The following is an 18404-nucleotide window of genomic DNA, read 5'->3' on the forward strand; positions in this document are numbered from 1 at the left end:
GCTTGCTCCGGCTCGCGGTGGTCGCCTTGATGTCGTAGGCGGAGATCCGAGCCGATGCGTACGTCACCCCGAACCGCTCCGTGACGGTCTGGAACGCGGGCCGGACCCGTTCGACGGCGAGCGGCATGCCGTTGCGGTCGTCATAGGCCATGACCGAGATGTGCGCCGGCCGCCCCTCGACCTCGTAGGACTCGGTGAACATCTGCTTCGCGATCTGGCCGGCCGCGACGGTCGCGGTGATCGAAGCGACCGCCACCGCGACCCCGACCAGCGACAGCAGCACCCGGAGCTTGTGGATGCGCAGCTCCTGCCACGCCTCGACGGTCGAGGCGGCCAGTCCGGTGGCGAGCCGTGCCACGGACGTCCTCACGCCACCGCCTCCTCGGTCAGCGGGTGCAGCCGTCCCTCGGCGAGTCGGAACCGCCGCCGGGCGAGCGCCGCGACGTTCTGGTCGTGGGTGATGGTGATCAGGGCGGCGCCGGAGTCGTAGGTCGCCTGGTCGAGCAGCTTCATCACCATCGCGCCCGTCTCCACATCGAGCGCCCCGGTGGGCTCGTCTGCCAGCACGACCGACGGCGTGCGTACCAAGGCGCGGGCGATGGCGATGCGCTGCTGCTCGCCGCCGGAGAGGAACTGCGGCATCGCGTCGAGCCGGTCGCCGAGCCCGACCTGCTCGAGCATCTCCGCTGCACGCTTCCTGCGCTGCCAGAACTCCCGGCCCGAGGCGTAGAGGAGCGGCGCCATCACGTTCTCCAGCGCCGTACGTCCCGGCAGCAGGTTGAACTGCTGGAAGACGAACCCGACGTCGCGTCCGCGGATCCGGGCGGCCTGCCGGTTGCTGATGTCGGTGACGTTGCGGCCGGCCCATTCCAGGGTGCCGCCGGTGGGCCGGTCCAGCAGGCCGAGCAGGTTCAGCAGCGTCGACTTGCCGGTGCCGGAGCGGCCGACGATGCCGACATGGTCCCCGCGGCGAACGTGCAGGTCGACTCCGGTCAGGATGTGCAGGTCTTCGCCGTCGGGGAGCTCGACCGTGCGGGCCACGCCGGTCAGCCTCAGGAGCTCCTCAGCGCTCACATCTCCCCCATGGGCATTTCCTCGGCCATCTCGTCGCCCCTCCCGCCGCCCGACTCCTTCGAGCCCGGGACGTAGCGCAGCACCGAGTCGCCGGCCTTCAGCCCGCTGGTGACCTCGACCAGCTTGCCGTCGGTGAGGCCGAGCTTGACCGGCTGCTCGGTGGGCGTGCCGTCCTCGCCGACGACCCAGACGGTGCCCTCGCGCACCAGGCCGGTGACCGCGGTGACCGGGATGGTGACGACGTCGCCGTCGCTCGTGCCCGCGTCGATCGTCATCGTCATCGTCAGGCCGTCGAAGACCGTCACCTTCTGCGGCACCAGGCAGCTGATCCGGGCGCCCGCTCCCGACTCGCCCTCGCCGACGGAGCCGCCCTCCATCATCTCGCCCTCGGGCCTGTCGCTCTCGATGGTCTCGGTCGCCGCGTCGCCGACGCGCAGATCGGTGCAGGTGAACGGCTTCGGGCCGCCTTCGATGGTGACCGTGACCTTGTCGGGGTTGCCGGCCAGGCGGTAGCGGTCCAGCGGCGAGATCGCGCCGACCGCGTGGAAGGTGGTGGGGCGGATCGAGACGACCACGCCGTCCTCGGCGACGTCGGCCATCATGTCGACGGCGTAGTTGCCGACGATGCCGGTCGCGGGCGCGACGACCGTGTACCAGTGGTAGACCGGCTTGGGTGCCGCCGGCTCGACCGGGGCGTCGTCGCGGTCGCCGTCGCCGGTGGCGTCGTCGACGTTCCCGGGCTGCTCGACGGGTTCCTCCTCGACCGGCTCCTCCTCGGCGGGCTCCTCCTCGACGCGCACCTGGAAGAGCTTGTCGCCCTTCCTCACCTTGGCGCCGGTCTCGGCGAACCGGTGCGCCAGCACGCCGCTGACCGAGCTGGTGGCGGAGACCGGCTTGTCGATGACGATCGTGCCGTCGATCGTGAGGGAGTTGGAGATCGTGCCCTTCTCGGCGACGACCTCCTCCGGCGGGATCTCGCCGGTCGGCGTCAACGGCGCACCGTCGGCATCCTGCGTCGAACCGGTGAAGGCCAGCTTGAAGAGGCTGACCGCGATGACCAGCCCGATCACCGCCCAGAACGACTTGAAAAGTACGCGGCGCACCGCCGTCTTCGACATGTCGGGACTGTAGCCCCGGGCGACGGGTCCCGGCGGCCGAATTTCTGCCCGGTTCGGCAACACTCCATCCACGCACTCATCGAACACGTGTTCCATCCCCTAGACTCCGGGCCCGAACGATCGATCGCCTCTGGCCCGGGAGAACCCCACGATGCGTCCCGACAACGACACGACCCGCGAGCGGACGACCCCGACGGGCAGTGGCCGTGGCCTCATCCTCTTCGGAGCAGTCTCGGTCGCGCTGATCTCGACGGCGGCCGCGTACGTCGCCATGGTCGGCTTCGGCCGCGACGTGCTCGCCATGGGCGCGATCAATGCGTACGCCTTCGCCGGCGTCTTCGAGCTCTCGCTGGTCACCGTCGCACTGATGGCGCGAGAGGCGGCCCAGCAGGACCGGCCGGCGCAGACGCTGCTGACCCTGACCTGGCTGCTGTCGGCCGCATCCGGCTTCTTCGCGGGATGGCACGAGATCCATCTCGGCCACGCCGTCACCGCCGCGGCGTTCCGGTTCATCGTGCCGCTGCTGGCTGCGCTGATGTGGCACCTGGCGCTCGTCGGCGACCGTCACCTCGCCATGGAGCGCTCCTGGTCCGACCTGCGGATGGGCGCCCGGATGCACGCCCTCCTGGCCACCCGCGTCGAGTGGAGGCGGGCCCGCGACACGGCGCTGCGGAAGCGTACGGCCGGGTCGCGCCGGAAGCTCGAACGTGCGCAGAAGCGCTACTGGCGTGCCGAGGCGGTCGCGCTGCGGTCCGTCGCCCCGGGCGCGATGCGCGAGCAGATCAACCAGTGGGTCGACGCCTTCGCCGCGGTCGCCGAGGGCACCCGTCAGGCCGACCGGCTGCCGATCACGCTCCCCGACGTGCATGAGGCGCTCAGTGTGCCGGTCGTGGAGAAGCTCGCTGCCGAGCAGATCGCCGACGAGATCACCGAGCAGATCCCGAACGACCTCGCCGACATGCCCCGCGAGGTGCTGCCGGCGCGGGAGAACCGCACCCGCGAGACGGCGTCCGCGCTCGCCACCACCGACACCCGCCGCCAGGTCTCGAGCCGGGTGACCGAGGCCGCCAGCTCCGCCGCGGACGCCGCCCCGGGCGCCGGGATGGCTCCTCAGTTCAGCAACGGCCGCACGGCCACCAAGCCGTCCGACACCGACGGCACGCTCCTCGACCGCATCCCGTTCCCGGAGAACATCCCCGACCCCGAGCCGGCGATGGACTACCCCGACACCTTCCCCGACGAGGTCGAGGACCTGCTCGCAAACCTCCCCGAGGACAAGTCCCAGGCCGCCCGGGTCCTGGTCCGCGCCGGTGCCCGGGTGCCGGACGTGGCCGCCAGGCTGGGCGTCAGCCAGCGCACCGTCTACCGCTGGACCACCAACGCCCGCACCTGAACCCTCTCGGTGGCTCAGCCCTCGAGGTCGGCCTTGAGCTTGGCGAGCGTGGTCGCCATGCCCGTACGCAGCTCCTCGGTGAAGCCCTCCTGACCACCGAACGCGATCTTCGTCAGCGAGCGGGAGAGGGCGGAGATGCCGGTCGGCGTCTCACGCCGATGGGTCACCAGGGTCCCCTCCGGCGTCTCCTCGAGCCGGAACGACCACACCGTGGTGTTCTCGGTGATCCGGAACGCGAAGTCCGAGTGCGGGGTGAAACGTACGACCTTGGCGTTGGTCGGCCAGTGCTTCCAGCCCTGGTGGTTGATGTTGAGGAACCGAGTCCCCTCCTTGACCGGCCCGAACACGATCGTCTTCACCACCTGCGGGCTCCACGAAGCCATCCGTGGCAGGTCGGTGATCGCCGCCCACACCTGCGCCGGCGTCGCGTTGATCGTGGTCGTTGCCTCGAGATCTGTGATCGTCGTCATGCCGGAACCGTACCCTCAGTATGACTCGATGGACAGTAGGTGCCCAGATGTCAACAGATGCGCTGCGCCGTCATCGGACAGATCGCCCAAGGCGTACGCCGCATGGTTCGCTCAAGGCGTCGAGTCGCGCTCGGCCCACCAGTCGAGGAGCCGCTTGGCGGCCTCGTCCTCGGAGAGGATGCCCTCGTCGAGGCGCAGGTCCATGAGGAACTTGTACGCAGCCCCGACCTCACGACCCGGAGGGATGTCGAGCAGCGACATGATCTGGTTGCCGTCGAGCGCGGGGCGGAGGGCGGCGAGCTCCTCCTCCTCGGAGATCCGCTCGATGCGGGCCTCGAGGGCGTCGTAGGTGCGGGCGAGGCGGTCGGCCTTGCGGCGGTTGCGAGTGGTGCAGTCGGCACGGGTGAGGACGTGGAGCCGCTCGAGCTGGTCGCCGGCGTCGCGGACGTAGCGGCGCACCGCCGAGTCGGTCCAGTCGCCGTCGCCGTAGCCGTGGAAGCGCAGGTGCAGCTCGACCAGCTTCGAGACCGCCTCGATCTCGTCGTTGGAGAACCGCAGCGCCTTCATCCGCTTGCGGGTCATCTTGGCGCCGACGACGTCGTGGTGGTGGAACGAGACGGTGCCGTCGTCGTGGAACTTCCGGGTGCGGGGCTTGCCGACGTCGTGCATCAGTGCCGCGAACCGCGACACGAAGTCGGGCTCACCACCAAGACGCGCCTCCTGGTCGATCGACTGCTCGAGCACGGTGAGGGTGTGCTCGTAGACGTCCTTGTGGCGGTTGTGCTCGTCGCGCTCCATCCGCAGCGCGGTCAGCTCGGGCAGCACCAGGTCGGCCAGACCGGTCTCGACGAGCAGCGTGAGCCCGCGCCGCGGGAAGGGCGCGCAGATCAGCTTCACCAGCTCGTCGCGGACCCGCTCGGCGGAGATGATCGAGATCCGCGAGGCCATGTCCTTCATCGCCGCGACGACCTCGGGCGCGACCTCGAAGCCGAGCTGGGCAGCGAACCGCGCCGCCCGCATCATCCGCAGCGGGTCGTCGGAGAAGGAGTCCTCGGGGGTCCCGGGGGTCCGCAGCACCCGGGTCGCCAGGTCGACGACACCGCCGTAGAGGTCGACGACCTCACGGCCCGGGAGCCGCACCGCCATCGCGTTGACGGTGAAGTCGCGGCGTACGAGATCATCGGCCAGCGACGTTCCGTAGGCCACCTCGGGCTTGCGGGAGTCGGCCGTGTAGGCCTCGGAGCGGTAGGTGGTGACCTCCACCTGCCACGGGCCCTTGCGGGTGCCGATGGTGCCGAAGTCACGGCCCATGTCCCACAGCGCCTCACCCCACGTACGCAGGATCTTCTCGGTCTCCTCGGGGCGGGCCGAGGTGGTGAAGTCGAGGTCGTTGTGACGACGGCCGAGCATCGCGTCGCGGACGGGTCCACCGACCAGGGCCAGCTCGTGACCGTCTGCAGCGAAGGCCTCTCCGAGGGAGTCGATCACCGGTGCGATACGGTCCAGTTCAGCAGTCACCGATCGCTGAACATCGGCGACGCTGATCGGGGGAAGCTGGCTGTCGGACACAACGCCGCAGTCTACGAGGACCGCACCCCCGGAAAGATATTCTCGAAGTCATGCCAGTCCGCCAGCATCAGGCGAGGCCCCCGCGGCCACGCGGGCGAGCCGCCGCCGCACTCGTCCTGGCGCTGCTGGCACCCCTGCTGATGTGGCTGTCCCCGACGCCCGCCCACGCTGCGGACGAGCCCGAGGAGACCGACCCGCTGGCGGTGAGCATCGACCAGCTCGACACGGTCAGCCTCGACGGCCGCACCAAGGGCCGCATCACGGTGCGTGGCAAGGTCGTCAACACCACCGAGGACGAGTGGAACGGCGTCAGGATCTACCCGTTCATCGGCGACACGCCGATGACCACCTCCAAGGAGCTGGCCGAGGCCGCCGAGATGCCGGCCGACGCGCTGGTGGGCGAGCGGATCGTGACCGAGGGGGCGTACGCGGCGGTCCCCGACCTCGCCCCCGGCGAGAGCTACTCGTGGTCGCTCCGGGTGCCTCGCAAGCTCCTGCACGTGACCCAGCCGGGCGTCTACTGGTTCGGGGTGCACGCGCTGGGCGCGACCACTCCCACCACCGCCGACGGCCGGGCGCGCACCTTCCTTCCGCTGGTCAAGGAGCCGAACAAGAAGGCCAAGGCCGAGAAGGTCTCGCTGGTCATGCCCCTGCGGCGCAGCGTGGTCTACAACGCCGACGGCAGCGTCAACTACCTCCCCGGCTGGACCCGTGACCTCAGCGCCGGCGGCCGCCTCTTCCGGATGCTCGAGACCGGCACCGAGATCCCCAGCCTGACCTGGGCGATCGACCCCGCACTGATCGATGCCGTACGCAACCTCGCCGAGGGCAACCCGCCCCGCAACCTGTCGCCGACGGACGAGAGCGGCGAGGAGCCGGAGGAGAGCGGGAGCCAGAGCGCGTCGCCCTCCGCCTCCGCGCTGCTGCCGAGCGCGTCGGCCAGTGCCGACACCGCCGCCGAGCAATCGGTCGACGAGGAGGCGAAGGCCGCGCAGAAGGCCGCGACCGTCTGGCTCGGCCGCCTGGAGAAGGCGCTCGCCGGCCACAACCTGCTCGCGCTCCCGTACGCCGATCCCGACCTGTCCGCGCTCGCGACCAACGATCCCGACCTGCTGGCCACCGCGCGGGAGCAGACCGCCCAGGCGCTCACCGAGCTCGGCATCAAGGCGACCTCGGCCGTCGCCCCGCCGACGGGCTACCTCGACCGAGCCGCGGTCAACCTCCTCGAGCCGGGTGCGGTCAACCTGGTCAGCGACCGGATGTTCCGCGGCACCGCGCCGGTCGTCGCCGACCTCGACGGCCACCAGATGATCGTGACCTCCTCCGGGGCGGCGGCCGGCGGGCCCGGACCCAACGACCCCGTCGACGCCATCTCCGTGCGCCAGCGGATCGTCGCCGAGGCGGCCCTGAGCCGGGGCTCCGGCAAGCCGCTCGTGGCGGTGATCCCCGACGGCTGGCACCCTCCGCAGAGCCCGGCCTCGTTCGTCACCCCGTGGGAGAACGCCCCCTGGATCGAGTCCTCGACGCTGTCCGAGGCGATCGCCGGGCACAAGCCGACCTCGGTCACCGTCGACCGGCTCCGCTACCCGCGCCGCGAGATGAAGGCGGAGATCTCCTCCGACCGGATCAATGCCGCCAACGACCTCATCGGAGCCGGCGAGCTGCTGCAGCGCGTCCTGACCCACAACGACGAGGTCGCCGACGACGTCCTCAGCGAGGCGCTGACGACGACCTCCTACTCCGCTCGCAAGGGCGACACCGACTCGGCCGCGAACGCGCTCGACCAGATCAGCTCGGAGCTGAGCTCGATCACCGTGAGCGTCCCGCCGAAGGTGATCCTGTCGAGCATGAAGGGCGGCGAGTTCCAGGTCACCCTGAGCAACGAGCTCGACGAACCGGTCACGGTGCGGCTGGACGCGATCACCGACGACTCGCTCCGGGTCGCCACCTCCGAGCCCGTCCAGCTCGACGCCAACTCGAAGGCGAGCTTCAACCTCGCGGCGAGCATGCACGACACCGGCACCCACACCGCGCTCATCGTCGTCACCGACACCAAGGGCAACCCGCTGGGTGCCCACGCCTCCGTCCCGATCCGCCCCTCGCAGGTGAGCGGGGTGATCTGGTGGTTCGTCGGCACCGGCTGCGCGCTACTCTTCGCGGCGATCGCCGTGCGACTCACCCGGCGCATCATGAAGGCCAAGAAAGCCCGTACGTCAGGAGAAGCGTGACAGCCACCGAGCAGAAGTCCGGCGGAAGCTCGGTCCTGGCCAACAGCGCGGTGATGGCCGCAGGGACGATGTTCTCCCGGCTCAGCGGCTTCCTCCGATCCGCCCTGTTGGTCGCGGCCCTGGGTTCCGGGCTGCACGCCGACGTCTTCAACATCGCCAACACCGTCCCCAACATGCTCTACATCCTGCTGGCGGGCGGCGTCTTAAACGCGGTGCTCGTGCCGCAGCTGGTCAAGGCGCAGAAGAACGACGCTGACGGCGGGGCCGCCTACACCGACCGGATCATCACCCTCGCCGGGCTGTTCCTCGGCGTGGTCACGGTCATCCTCGTCCTCGGGGCGCCGCTGCTGATGCGCCTCTACCTCGGTGCCGACTGGTACACCGCTGACAACAAGGCCCAGCTCGAGTCGGCCATCGACTTCGCCCGCTGGTGCCTGCCGCAGGTCTTCTTCTACGGGATGTTCGTGCTGGTCGGGCAGGTGCTCAACGCCCGCGGCAGCTTCGGCCCGATGATGTGGGCGCCCATAGCCAACAACATCATCGCGATCTCGACCCTGGTGATCTACCTGGTCGTCTTCGGGCCGTCGAACGTCGGTGGTTTCACAACCGGCCAGGAGACGCTGCTCGGGCTCGGATCCACGCTCGGCATCGTGCTCCAGTTCCTGCTGCTCCTTCCGGTGCTGCACAAGACTGGGGTGCGCTTCCGGCCGCGTTTCGACTTCCGCGGCGCCGGCCTGTCCCAGACCGGACGGCTGGCCGTGTGGACCGTGCTCTTCGTGGTTGTCAACCAGGTGGCGTACACGATCGTGGTCCGGCTCTCCTCAAACGGCGCAAGCAAGGAAGACGTCGGATACACGGTCTACTCCAACAGCTTCCTGGTCACTCAGGTGCCCCACTCGATCATCACGGTCTCGTTGGCCACGGCGATCTTGCCGCTGCTCTCGCGCCACGGCGCCGCCGGCGAGCTCCCCGAGCTGGGACGTACGCTGTCGCACCAGCTGCGCAACGCGCTCGCGCTCGTCATTCCGCTCGCTGCCGTGATTCCGGTGCTGGCCGAGGACATCGCGCACCTCCTGTTCGGCTACGGCGCCGGCGCGGACACCTTCCAGCTCTACGCCCCGACGCTGTCGGTCTTCGCGGCCGGACTGGTCTTCTTCACGATCCACTACCTGCTGCTGCGCGGCTTCTACTCGCTGGAGCAGAACCGCACCGTCTTCTTCATCCAGTGCTCGGTCGCGGCGACCAACATCGTCGCTGCGCTGCTGCTGACCCGGGCCTTCTCCGCCGAGCACACCGCCGCAGCCCTGGCCGGCGCCTACTCGCTGTCCTACCTGGTCGGCTCCGTGGTCTCGTACGTCGTGCTCAAGCGCACCCTCGGCGACCTGGACGGCCGCGGGCTGCTGGCGTTCCTCGCCCGCCTGCTGATGGTGACCGTCGTCGCCGCTGTCGCGGCGTGGCTGCTGCGCACCGGGCTGGGCCTGATCAACGACGAGCCGACGATGGTGCTGGCCTTGATCGGTGCCGCTATCGTCGGGGCGCTGCATCTCGGCATGCTGCTCCTCGGGGCGCAGGCTGCCCAGGTCAAGGAGCTGACCACGATGGTGCAACAGGTCGCCCGACGGCTGCGTCGTTGAGCACCTGCCCTTGACCACCATCGGACAGCCTCATCACTGTCTGGCAAGGTCTGAAAGAATGGGTCCGATATGGAGTTCACGCAATCAGGCGACGTCCTCGCCGGCAGATACCAGCTGACGGATCTGCTGAGCGAGTCCCGTGAGGGACGCTTCTGGCGTGCCCAGGACGCGGTGCTCGGCCGCCCGGTTGCCGTGCACGTCCTCGACGCCCACGACGAGCGTGCGCCCCGCCTGATGGCCGCCGCCCGCAACTCCGCCGCCGTCGGTGACCCCCGGATGCTGCGCGTGCTCGACGCCGCTCAGACCGACCAGGTCGCGTACGTCGTCAACGAGTGGGGCGAGGGCGCGTCCCTGGAGAACGCCCTGGCCGCCGGTGGTCCGCTGCCTCCGCAGCAGGCCGCCTGGATCGCCTCCGAGGTCGCCGACCTGCTGGTCGTGGCTCACGACCAGGGCCACGCCCACGGCCGGCTCAACCCCGAGGCCGTGCTGCTCGACGACCTCGGCGCGGTGCGCATCATCGGCTTCGGAGTCGACGCCGCGCTGCACGGGATCGACCCCGACACCCGCGACGCCCAGCGACGCGACCGGGTCGACGCCGTCGGCGTCCTCTACGCCGCCCTGACCGGCAAGTGGGCCGGCGAGACGCTCTCCTCGATGCCGCCGGCGCCGCGCGACCACGGCCGTGTGCTCCGTCCCCGGCAGGTACGCGCCGGCGTGCCGCGTCCGCTCGACGACCTGTGCGACCGGGTGCTGGGCAGCGGCGCCGACATGCCGCCCCTGACCGCCGCCGAGCTCCACTCCGCGCTCGCCGGCTTCTCCGGCGAGCCGACCGCGCCCCTCAACCGGCCCTCGGCGGTCGACGAGGACACCCAGGCGATGGCCCCGCCGGCCAAGCTCGAGCCCACCGGGGCACCGGCCGTCTCCAACGCCATCGGCGTGGCCCCCGAAGTCGTACGTCCCCAGCGTCAGCGTCCCTCCACGCCGCCGCCGATGCAGGATCCGACCCCGTCGAAGCCCCTCTTCGCCGACGAGACCCCCGGCTACGTACCGCCACAGCGTCCGCAGCAGGCCCCTCCGGCCGCTCGCCGCCCGGTGGCCCCGGACGCCTCCTACAACGGCTGGCAGGGCCCCTGGACCGGCGCCAACGTAGCGATCGCCGAGGAGCCCGACTACAACCAGAAGCCGGGGGCCAGCTGGCTCCGCATCGCGATGGGCGTCGCCCTCGTGGTCCTGGTCCTCATCGCCGGCTCGATCGCCTGGAACATCGTCGGCGACGACCCCAACACCACCGCGGAGAACCCCGGCACCGGCAACAACGGCGGAGACACCCCGGCCGAGACCAAGCCGACGCCGATCAAGGACATCACCGCCAAGGACCTCGACCCGCACGGCGACCCGCCCACCGAGTACCCCGACCTGGTCGCGGGCGTGGTGGACGGCAAGGACGACCCTGCCACCAACTGGCGCACGTCGACCTACAACGACCAGATCGGTGACGGCCCGCGTTCGCTGAAGCCGGGTATCGGCATCGTGCTCAACCTCAAGGGTGACTACGCGGTCGACTCCCTGAAGTTCCGGATGATCGGTGAGCCCACGGACATCAGCGTCTACGTCGGCGACTCGCCGTGGACCAGCGACCCCAGCGGCGCTCCGGCTGCGAAGGGCAGCGTCGGCACCGAAGGCGAGATCAAGCTCGAAGGCGCACCCGAGGGCGGCTACGTACTCGTCTGGCTGACCGGCCTGCCCACTGGTGACGGTGGCTATCGTGCCGAGGTCAAGGAGATCGAGGTCCTCGGCACCCCGCTGGCCTGAGCCGAGCCGCCGCTTGGTCCGCGTTCAGGGCCAAGGAATGTACGTGGCCTACGATCTGTTGTGCAGTTCGCCAGCCACACCTGAGGAGCCATTGATGCCGACCCCGTCGTCCCCGACCGACCCCCGCAACGTGATCGTGGTGGGTTCCGGCCCGTCGGGCTACACCGCAGCGGTCTACAGCGCCCGCGCCGGACTGCAGCCGCTCGTCTTCGAGGGGTCGGTGACCGCCGGCGGTGCCCTGATGAACACCACCGAGGTCGAGAACTTCCCCGGTTTCCGTGACGGCATCATGGGCCCGGAGCTGATGGACAACATGCGTGCCCAGGCCGAGCGCTTCGGTGCCGAGCTCGAGCCCGACGACGTGGTCGAGATGGACCTCACCGGGCCGATCAAGGTGATCAAGACCGCGACCGACACCCACTACGCGAAGGCCGTCATCCTCGCCACCGGCTCGGGCTACAAGAAGCTCGGCCTGCCCCGCGAGGACGAGCTCTCCGGCAAGGGCGTCTCCTGGTGTGCCACCTGCGACGGCTTCTTCTTCCGCCAGAAGCCCATCGTGGTCGTCGGCGGCGGTGACTCTGCCCTGGAGGAGGCCCTCTTCCTGACCCGCTTCGGCTCCTCGGTCACCCTGCTCGTACGCCGCGACGAGCTGCGCGCCTCGAAGATCATGCAGGAGCGCGCCTTCGCCGACCCGAAGCTCGAGATCGCCTGGAACTCCGTGGTCGAGTCGATCAACGGCGAGCTGTCCGTGGAGAGCATCACCGTCAAGGACACCAAGACCGGGGAGCTGCGCGACCTCGAGTGCGCCGGCCTGTTCATCGCGATCGGCCACATCCCGCGGTCGGAGCTGCTGGTGGGCCAGGTCGACCTCGACGACGACGGCTACGTCCTGACCAAGGAGGGCTCGACCGCCACCAACATCGAGGGCGTCTTCGCCGCCGGTGACCTGGTCGACCACGTCTACCGCCAGGCCATCACCGCCGCCGGCACCGGCTGCCAGGCCGCGCTCGACGCGGAGAAGTTCCTGGCTCACCAGGCCCACGCCGAGGCCGCTGCCGCTGTCTCGGCCTGACGTCTCGTACGTTTTCTCCGGGAATGTGCGGCACAAGCCCAGCGTTCTGACCACAGACCTCCCAACCCGTCCCTACCGAGAAGGAACCCATCGTGGCTGACAACATGACCGCCGTGACCGACGCCGAGTTCGACTCGACCGTTCTGAAGTCCGACAAGCCCGTACTGGTCGACTTCTGGGCCGAGTGGTGCGGCCCGTGCCGCCAGGTCTCCCCGATCCTCGAGGAGCTCGCCGGTGAGCACGGTGACAAGGTCACCTTCACCAAGATGAACGTCGACGAGAACCCGGTCACCCCCTCCACCTACCGCGTGACCGGCATCCCGACCATCAACGTCTACCAGAACGGCGAGGTCGTGAAGTCCATCGTCGGCGCCAAGCCGAAGGCCGCGCTCCTCAAGGAGCTCCAGGAGTTCATCGGCTGACACCAGCTGTCACACGATGGCGCGCCACTGTCACAGTGGCGCGCGATCGTCATTTCGCCGAGACGTCCGCCCCGTCGGCCGAGACGGCACTTTTGACGGCCGAGTTGGCAGTTTGGGGCGGCGAGATTGAGGTGTGGCGACTCGTGGTCTCGACAAGCTCGACCACCAGGGGCTCGTGGTCTCGACAGGCTCGACCACCAGGGGCTCGTGGTCTCGACAGGCTCGACCACCGGCTCGACCACCACCGTTTCACGGGAAACATTCACTCGCTGTCGCGATGCAGCTCCGTGGAGGCCGGCGACGGATGGGTGCGAGGACGTACGACCTCCCGGATCCGCTCCCACGCGGACTCGAAGTCGTCGATCCAGGTGACGGTCTGCTTCAGGTCCATCCGCATCCGCGGCACGGTGGGATGCTCCCGATGGGTCTTGAACCCGACGCGCCCCAGGAAGTCGGCCGGGGCGGCGCAGCGGCGGCCGTGGATCCCACTCAGTGGCCCCACGTCACCGAAGGCCTCGATCGCTCGGCACTCACCACGTTGCACCAGGTCACGGGCCATTCCCTGGACCAGCATCCGGCCGATCCCGCCACCGACATGTCGCGGATCGATCCACACGGTGGTCATCAGGACGGCGTCGGCGGACACCGGCCCGGAGGGGAACGAGGCCACCCGGGGGACGAAGACCGGTGGCGCGTAGAGCACGAACCCCACCGGCTTGCCGTCCACGACGGCGACCCGACCGCACGACCCCCATTCGCGGAGCACCTCGGAGATCCACGCCTCCTTGGCCGCGATCGTCTGCGAGGAGGCGACGCGGCGATGGCCGACCGGATCCCGCTCCCAGAACAGACAGGCACGGCACGGCGCCGGGACCTCGGCGAAGAGGTCCAGCGTCAGCGGCAGGATGCGGCGTGCCATGTCTCACCCTTGATGATCGGTTAAGGGTCTGTCACCAGCGTATGCGATCCTTCATGATGGTGACACCATGACTGATCTTCCCCAGCGCGCAACATCATCCCGCCTCGACCCGTACGCCGACCGTTACGCCGCCCGCACGGCAGGTATGACGGTCTCTGAGGTGCGAGCTCTCTTCGCAGTCGCAGCGCGCCCGGAGGTCGTCTCGCTGGCCGGCGGCATGCCCAACATCTCCAGCCTCCCGCTGGACGTTGTCGGCGACTCGATCAAGGACCTCGTCCTGAGCCAGGGCCCGACGGCGCTGCAGTACGGCGGCGGCCAGGGCGATCCCGTGCTCCGCGAGCAGATCTGCGAGGTCATGCGCCTGGAGGGCATCGAAGCCCACCCCGACGACGTCGTCGTCACCGTCGGCTCCCAGCAGGCCGTCGACCTGGTCACCCGCGTCTTCTGCGACCCCGGCGACGTCGTGATCTGTGAGGCCCCGTCGTACGTCGGGGCCCTCGGTGTCTTCAAGGGCTACCAGTGCGACGTGGTGCACGCCGAGGTCGACTCAGAGGGCCTCATCCCGAGCGCTCTGGAGCAGGCGATCGTCTCCACGAAGGCCTCGGGTCGCAAGGTGAAGTTCCTCTACACGATCCCGAACTTCCAGAACCCCACCGGCGTCACCATGACCCCCGAACGCCGCACCCAGATCCTGGAGATCTGCCGGCGCCACGACATCCTGGTGCTGGAGGACAACCCCTACGGCCTCCTCGGCTTCGACGACGAGCCTCGGCCGGCGATGCGGGCCCAGGACCCCGGTGTCATCTACCTCGGGTCCTTCTCCAAGACGTTCTCCCCCGGCCTGCGCGTCGGCTGGGCGCTGGCCCCCTCCGCGATCCGCGAGAAGCTGGTGCTCGCCCAGGAGTCCGCGACGCTCTGCCCGCCGCCGTTCAACCAGATGGCCGTCTCCGCCTATCTCTCCAACCACGACTGGCAGGGCCAGATCAAGGAGATGCGGGAGATGTACCGCGAGCGCCGCGACACCATGCTCGACGCGCTCGAGGACTACATGCCCGCGGCCTGCACCTGGACCAAGCCCGACGGCGGCTTCTTCGTCTGGCTGACGCTCCCTGCCGGCATCGACTGCAAGGCCATGCTGCCCCGCGCGGTCACCGCCCGCGTGGCGTACGTCCCCGGCACCGGCTTCTACGCCGACGGCTTCGGCGCCTCCTCGATGCGGATCTCCTACTGCTACCCCACCCCGGAGCGGATCCGAGAAGGCGTACGTCGCCTGGCCGGCGTCATCGAGGCCGAGATGGAGCTCCTGGAGACGTTCGGTGCGACCGGCCCGATCCCGGGCCTGCCGATCCGGGGTGCGGAGCACCCCTCCACGAACACGCAGTAGTTCGAGGGCCGCCCCGTTCAGGGGTCATCTCGACAAGCTCGATGATCGGACATCGCCGGTGGTCGAGCTTGTCGAGATCACATCTATCCCTCGTCACCGGAGTCATCTCGACCGGCTCGATGACCTGGCTGAAATCCCTCTAGCTATTTGTCGACAAAACGCTTTATCGCTTGATGACTAAATGGATTCGTCTGCAGCCGGCGACATCAGGTCTACGATCCGGCGCAGGTCGTCCAGGGTGGCGAACTCGACGGTGATCTTTCCCTTGGAGCGCCCCAGATCGACCTTGACGCGAGTGTCGAAGCGGTCGGAGAGCCGATCGGAGATCTCCTTGAGCCCTGGCGCGTTCGGCTTCGCACGCCGCACGCGAGGCGTGGCGAAGGCGTCACCATCCGGGTCGCCCAGAGCGACGATCTCCTCGAGGCCGCGCACGGAGATGCCCTCGGCGACCACCTTCTGCGCCAGCTTGTCCTGCTGAGCCTCGCCGTCGACCGCGAGCAGCGCCCGGGCATGACCGGCCGAGAGCACGCCCGCGGCGACGCGGCGCTGCACCGAAGGCGACAGCTTCAGCAGCCGGATCGTGTTGGAGATCTGCGGGCGCGAGCGGCCGATCCGCTGGGCGAGCTCGTCGTGCGTACACGCGAAGTCGTTGAGCAGCTGCTGGTAGGCGGCCGCCTCTTCGAGGGGGTTCAGCTGCGAGCGGTGGAGGTTCTCCAGGAGCGCGTCGCGGAGCATGTCGGTGTCATCGGTCTCGCGAACGATCGCCGGGATGACATCGAGGCCGGCCTTCTGCGTGGCGCGCCAGCGGCGCTCACCCATGACCAGCTCGTAGGAGTCGGTCGCCACCTTCCGGACGACGATGGGCTGGAGCAGGCCGATCTCACTGATCGAGTGGACCAGTTCGGCCATCGCCTCCTCGTCGAACACCTGCCGAGGCTGCACATGGTTCGGGTGGATCTGCTTCACCGGCAGTTCGGCGAAATATGCGCCGTCGACAGGCGCCAGATCCGATTTCTCGATCTGGCGGCCTTCCGCCGACTCGGTGGACCCAGGGTCCACGGACGGGCCAGAAGTCGCTCCAGCGGAAAGGTCCGAATGACGGACGTCCGGCTGGACAGGAGCGTTGTCCGTCGACTCGTTTCCACTCGCGGCAGGAGCGGTCGGGATCAGCGAGCCCAGACCTCGTCCGAGACCACGCTTCGGCGGCTGCTTGCTCATATTTCGGTGTCCCCCATGTCAGTTTCTTGCTGCTTCGCGGGTGGTCTCGACAGGCTCGACCACCGGTGTCCGGCCAGCTTCACGGGTGGTCTCGACAAGCTCGACCACCGGTGTCCGGCCAGCTTCACGGGTGATCTCGACAAGCTCGATCACCCTCGCTGCTCGCCCTGCTTGGCGAGCTCCTTGGCTGCCTCGAGATAGCTCAGCGCACCCGGTGAGCCGGGGTCGTACGTCATCACCGTCTGCCCGAACGACGGGGCCTCGGACACGCGCACGGCGCGGGGGATGAACGTGCGCATCACAGTGTCGCCGAAGTGCTCACGCACCTCCTCGGCGACCTGCGAGGCGAGGCGGGTGCGGGCGTCGTACATCGTGATCAGCATCGAGGACACCTTCAGCGACGGGTTCAGCGCGGCACGCACCATCTCGACCGTCTTGAGGAGCTGACCCAGACCCTCGAGCGCGTAGTACTCCGCCTGGATCGGGATCATCACCTCGGTGCTCGCGACAAGCGCGTTGACCGTCAACAGACCGAGCGACGGCGGGCAGTCGATGAGGACGTAGTCCCAGCGGTCCTCGGCGTCACCGACGCGGGGAGACTTCGCCAGTGCCGTCTTCAGGCGCTGCTCGCGTCCCTCCTCCTCGACGAGCTCGACCTCGGCACCCGCCAGGTCGATCGTCGCCGGCACGAGCTCGAGACCCTCGAGCCTCGGCACCGGGACGACGACATCCTCGAGCGCCGCGCCCTCGACCAGGACTTCGTACGTCCCCGGGGTGCCTTGGTAGTGGTCGACGTCGAACGCGGTGCAGGCGTTGCCCTGCGGATCGAGGTCGATGACCAGGACCTTCTGACCGAGCTGAGCCAGCGCCGCGGCGATGTTCACCGTCGACGTGGTCTTGCCGACGCCACCCTTCTGGTTGGCGGAGACGATCACGCGCGTGCTCGCCGGGCGCGGCAGCGGCGGCCGGTTGCTCGCGGCACCACGCGCCAGGAGCGTGTGCTCGGCAGCAGCTGCCAGCGGCGTCGTCTCCGTGGCGAAGTCGTTGTCGAAGGAGGCGATGTCGCCGGCGGTACGGAGCCTGATCGACACCGGCTCGTCGGTTTCACGTGAAACGGCGCTCTGCGTGCTCTCGTCGTCGTACGGCATGTGTCCTCATCCTCTGTCGTCGCTGGTCCCGGTCATCGAGCTTGTCGAGATGACGTCTCGCGTAAGGAATCTCGTGGTCTCGACAAGCTCGACCACCCGTTAGCGGCGCTTCTTCTTTCGGGATCCGCCCTTGGACCCCTTCTGGCTGCCCTTCGGGACCGGCGGCCAATCTACCCGTGCGGGATCGGACCAAACCACCCGAACCGCGACAGTTGTCGTCTCCAAAACGTCTACACCGAGCTCCGAAACGGTCGGAGGCGCGCATCCCCACTTCTTCAGTGTCGGTTCCGCCTCCTGGATCTCCGCCTCGATGCTCGATCCCTTCATCGCGACGAGCGCTCCCGTCGGCACCACGAGCGGCATCGACCAGTCGAGCAGCTTCCCCAGACCGGCCACCGCCCGCGAGGTCACCACGTCGAACCCGAGCTCGCCCTGGAAGGCGTCCGCCCTCCCCCGCAGCACCGTCACGTTCTCGAGACCGAGATCCTCGGCGACCTCCTCGAGAAAGGTCGTACGCCGCAGCAGCGGCTCGATCAGCGTGATCTGCAGATCCGGACGCGCGATCGCGAGGACCAGTCCCGGCAGGCCGGCACCGGACCCGATGTCCGCGACCGCAACTCCTTCCGGGATCACCTCCCCCAGCACAGCGCAGTTGAGGATGTGCCGATCCCACAGCCGCGGAACCTCCCGCGGCCCGATGAGCCCCCGCACCACTCCCGCGTCAGCCAACCAGGCCGCGTACTTCTCCGCGAGCTCCAGCCGATCGGCAGGAAAGACCTTCTCTGCTCGAGGGTCCATCTCGTCGGCCCCCTCCAAGCCCTCACGTTCCTCGCTCACACACGAACTGTTTCACGTGAAACGCGCATCCAAGAACTCCCCGCCCAGTGGTCGAGCTTGTCGGGTGGTCGAGCTTGTCGAGACCACTCGTGGGGCGGACCGGGGT

General features: G+C 69.0%; 16 protein-coding genes and 1 pseudogene. 7 read left to right on the forward strand and 10 right to left on the reverse strand.

What is annotated here, in order from left to right; all coding sequences use genetic code 11:
* The 3 genes and pseudogenes from ACFVJS_RS16510 to ACFVJS_RS16520 form a co-directional block, all read right to left on the reverse strand.
* Positions 1–370 (reverse strand): annotated as a pseudogene (locus ACFVJS_RS16510) (ABC transporter permease); the annotation flags it as partial.
* The gene (locus tag ACFVJS_RS16515) at positions 367–1074 is read right to left on the reverse strand and encodes an ABC transporter ATP-binding protein (protein WP_378882233.1); all 708 of its coding nucleotides are present in this window, start codon (positions 1072–1074) and stop codon (positions 367–369) included. The pseudogene ACFVJS_RS16510 and the gene ACFVJS_RS16515, both read right to left, overlap by 4 nt.
* Entirely contained in the window at positions 1071–2192 is a 1122-nt protein-coding gene (locus tag ACFVJS_RS16520; RefSeq protein WP_378882235.1) for an efflux RND transporter periplasmic adaptor subunit, read from the reverse strand. The genes ACFVJS_RS16515 and ACFVJS_RS16520 overlap by 4 nt, the downstream gene beginning before the upstream one ends.
* Positions 2193–2343: 151 nt before the next feature.
* On the opposite strand from ACFVJS_RS16520, the gene ACFVJS_RS16525 reads away from it, so the two are divergent.
* On the forward strand, positions 2344–3585 hold the full coding sequence (locus ACFVJS_RS16525) for a helix-turn-helix domain-containing protein (protein ID WP_378882237.1): 1242 nt from the start codon (positions 2344–2346) through the stop codon (positions 3583–3585).
* Between the two features lie 14 nt (positions 3586–3599).
* Here ACFVJS_RS16525 and ACFVJS_RS16530 read toward each other — a convergent pair whose 3' ends face one another.
* Together ACFVJS_RS16530 and ACFVJS_RS16535 are read right to left on the reverse strand one after the other, a co-directional pair.
* The gene (locus ACFVJS_RS16530; RefSeq protein WP_378882240.1) at positions 3600–4055 is read right to left on the reverse strand and encodes an SRPBCC family protein; all 456 of its coding nucleotides are present in this window, start codon (positions 4053–4055) and stop codon (positions 3600–3602) included.
* Positions 4056–4166: 111 nt separating this feature from the next.
* A complete protein-coding gene (locus tag ACFVJS_RS16535) occupies positions 4167–5624 on the reverse strand; it encodes a CCA tRNA nucleotidyltransferase (protein WP_378882242.1) in 1458 nt (485 codons plus the stop codon).
* A 50-nt stretch (positions 5625–5674) separates the two neighbouring features.
* Here ACFVJS_RS16535 and ACFVJS_RS16540 point away from each other — a divergent pair, with 50 nt between their 5' ends.
* From ACFVJS_RS16540 to trxA, 5 genes are all read left to right on the forward strand, one after another.
* A complete protein-coding gene (locus ACFVJS_RS16540; RefSeq protein WP_378882244.1) occupies positions 5675–7852 on the forward strand; it encodes a DUF6049 family protein in 2178 nt (725 codons plus the stop codon).
* Positions 7849–9486 carry a murein biosynthesis integral membrane protein MurJ gene (murJ, locus tag ACFVJS_RS16545; RefSeq protein ID WP_378882246.1) on the forward strand — a complete coding sequence of 546 codons (1638 nt, stop codon included), beginning with the start codon at positions 7849–7851 and terminating at the stop codon, positions 9484–9486. Before ACFVJS_RS16540 ends, murJ begins: the two co-directional genes overlap by 4 nt.
* Before the next feature lie 69 nt (positions 9487–9555).
* Positions 9556–11298: a protein kinase family protein gene (locus tag ACFVJS_RS16550; protein ID WP_378882249.1), complete on the forward strand. Its 1743-nt coding sequence runs from the start codon at positions 9556–9558 to the stop codon at positions 11296–11298.
* 94 nt (positions 11299–11392) lie between these two features.
* On the forward strand, positions 11393–12370 hold the full coding sequence (trxB, locus tag ACFVJS_RS16555; RefSeq protein WP_378882251.1) for a thioredoxin-disulfide reductase: 978 nt from the start codon (positions 11393–11395) through the stop codon (positions 12368–12370).
* A gap of 92 nt (positions 12371–12462) precedes the next feature.
* Positions 12463–12792, forward strand: a complete 330-nt coding sequence (trxA, locus tag ACFVJS_RS16560) for a thioredoxin (RefSeq protein ID WP_045547254.1) — start codon at positions 12463–12465, stop codon at positions 12790–12792.
* A gap of 262 nt (positions 12793–13054) precedes the next feature.
* Here trxA and ACFVJS_RS16565 read toward each other — a convergent pair whose 3' ends face one another.
* Entirely contained in the window at positions 13055–13711 is a 657-nt protein-coding gene (locus ACFVJS_RS16565; protein WP_378882255.1) for a GNAT family N-acetyltransferase, read from the reverse strand.
* 67 nt (positions 13712–13778) lie between these two features.
* Between ACFVJS_RS16565 and ACFVJS_RS16570 the strand changes: the two genes are divergently transcribed.
* Positions 13779–15095 (forward strand): PLP-dependent aminotransferase family protein, encoded by a 1317-nt coding sequence (locus ACFVJS_RS16570; RefSeq protein ID WP_378882258.1) that lies wholly within the window; start codon positions 13779–13781, stop codon positions 15093–15095.
* A 177-nt stretch (positions 15096–15272) separates the two neighbouring features.
* On the opposite strand, the gene ACFVJS_RS16575 is transcribed toward ACFVJS_RS16570, so the two are convergent.
* From ACFVJS_RS16575 to rsmG, 4 genes are all read right to left on the reverse strand, one after another.
* A complete protein-coding gene (locus ACFVJS_RS16575) occupies positions 15273–16313 on the reverse strand; it encodes a ParB/RepB/Spo0J family partition protein (protein WP_378882260.1) in 1041 nt (346 codons plus the stop codon).
* An 18-nt stretch (positions 16314–16331) separates the two neighbouring features.
* A complete protein-coding gene (locus tag ACFVJS_RS16580; RefSeq protein WP_378882262.1) occupies positions 16332–16466 on the reverse strand; it encodes a hypothetical protein in 135 nt (44 codons plus the stop codon).
* Positions 16463–17461, reverse strand: a complete 999-nt coding sequence (locus ACFVJS_RS16585; RefSeq protein ID WP_378882265.1) for a ParA family protein — start codon at positions 17459–17461, stop codon at positions 16463–16465. The genes ACFVJS_RS16580 and ACFVJS_RS16585 overlap by 4 nt, the downstream gene beginning before the upstream one ends.
* Before the next feature lie 99 nt (positions 17462–17560).
* Positions 17561–18298 (reverse strand): 16S rRNA (guanine(527)-N(7))-methyltransferase RsmG, encoded by a 738-nt coding sequence (gene rsmG / locus ACFVJS_RS16590; protein WP_378882268.1) that lies wholly within the window; start codon positions 18296–18298, stop codon positions 17561–17563.
* Positions 18299–18404 lie beyond the last annotated feature (106 nt).

The organism is Nocardioides sp. NPDC057772 (assembly GCF_042798075.1).
GTDB lineage: Bacteria > Actinomycetota > Actinomycetes > Propionibacteriales > Nocardioidaceae > Nocardioides.

Excerpts from the sequence above, each read along its gene's own strand:
- ACFVJS_RS16520 (WP_378882235.1), bottom strand. The coding sequence starts at position 2,192 with ATGTCGAAGACGGCGGTGCGCCGCGTACTTTTCAAGTCGTTCTGGGCG.
- ACFVJS_RS16525 (WP_378882237.1), top strand. The coding sequence starts at position 2,344 with ATGCGTCCCGACAACGACACGACCCGCGAGCGGACGACCCCGACGGGC.
- ACFVJS_RS16530 (WP_378882240.1), bottom strand. The coding sequence starts at position 4,055 with ATGACGACGATCACAGATCTCGAGGCAACGACCACGATCAACGCGACG.
- ACFVJS_RS16540 (WP_378882244.1), top strand. The coding sequence starts at position 5,675 with ATGCCAGTCCGCCAGCATCAGGCGAGGCCCCCGCGGCCACGCGGGCGA.
- ACFVJS_RS16550 (WP_378882249.1), top strand. The coding sequence starts at position 9,556 with ATGGAGTTCACGCAATCAGGCGACGTCCTCGCCGGCAGATACCAGCTG.
- trxB (WP_378882251.1), top strand. The coding sequence starts at position 11,393 with ATGCCGACCCCGTCGTCCCCGACCGACCCCCGCAACGTGATCGTGGTG.
- ACFVJS_RS16565 (WP_378882255.1), bottom strand. The coding sequence starts at position 13,711 with ATGGCACGCCGCATCCTGCCGCTGACGCTGGACCTCTTCGCCGAGGTC.
- ACFVJS_RS16570 (WP_378882258.1), top strand. The coding sequence starts at position 13,779 with ATGACTGATCTTCCCCAGCGCGCAACATCATCCCGCCTCGACCCGTAC.
- ACFVJS_RS16575 (WP_378882260.1), bottom strand. The coding sequence starts at position 16,313 with ATGAGCAAGCAGCCGCCGAAGCGTGGTCTCGGACGAGGTCTGGGCTCG.
- ACFVJS_RS16585 (WP_378882265.1), bottom strand. The coding sequence starts at position 17,461 with ATGCCGTACGACGACGAGAGCACGCAGAGCGCCGTTTCACGTGAAACC.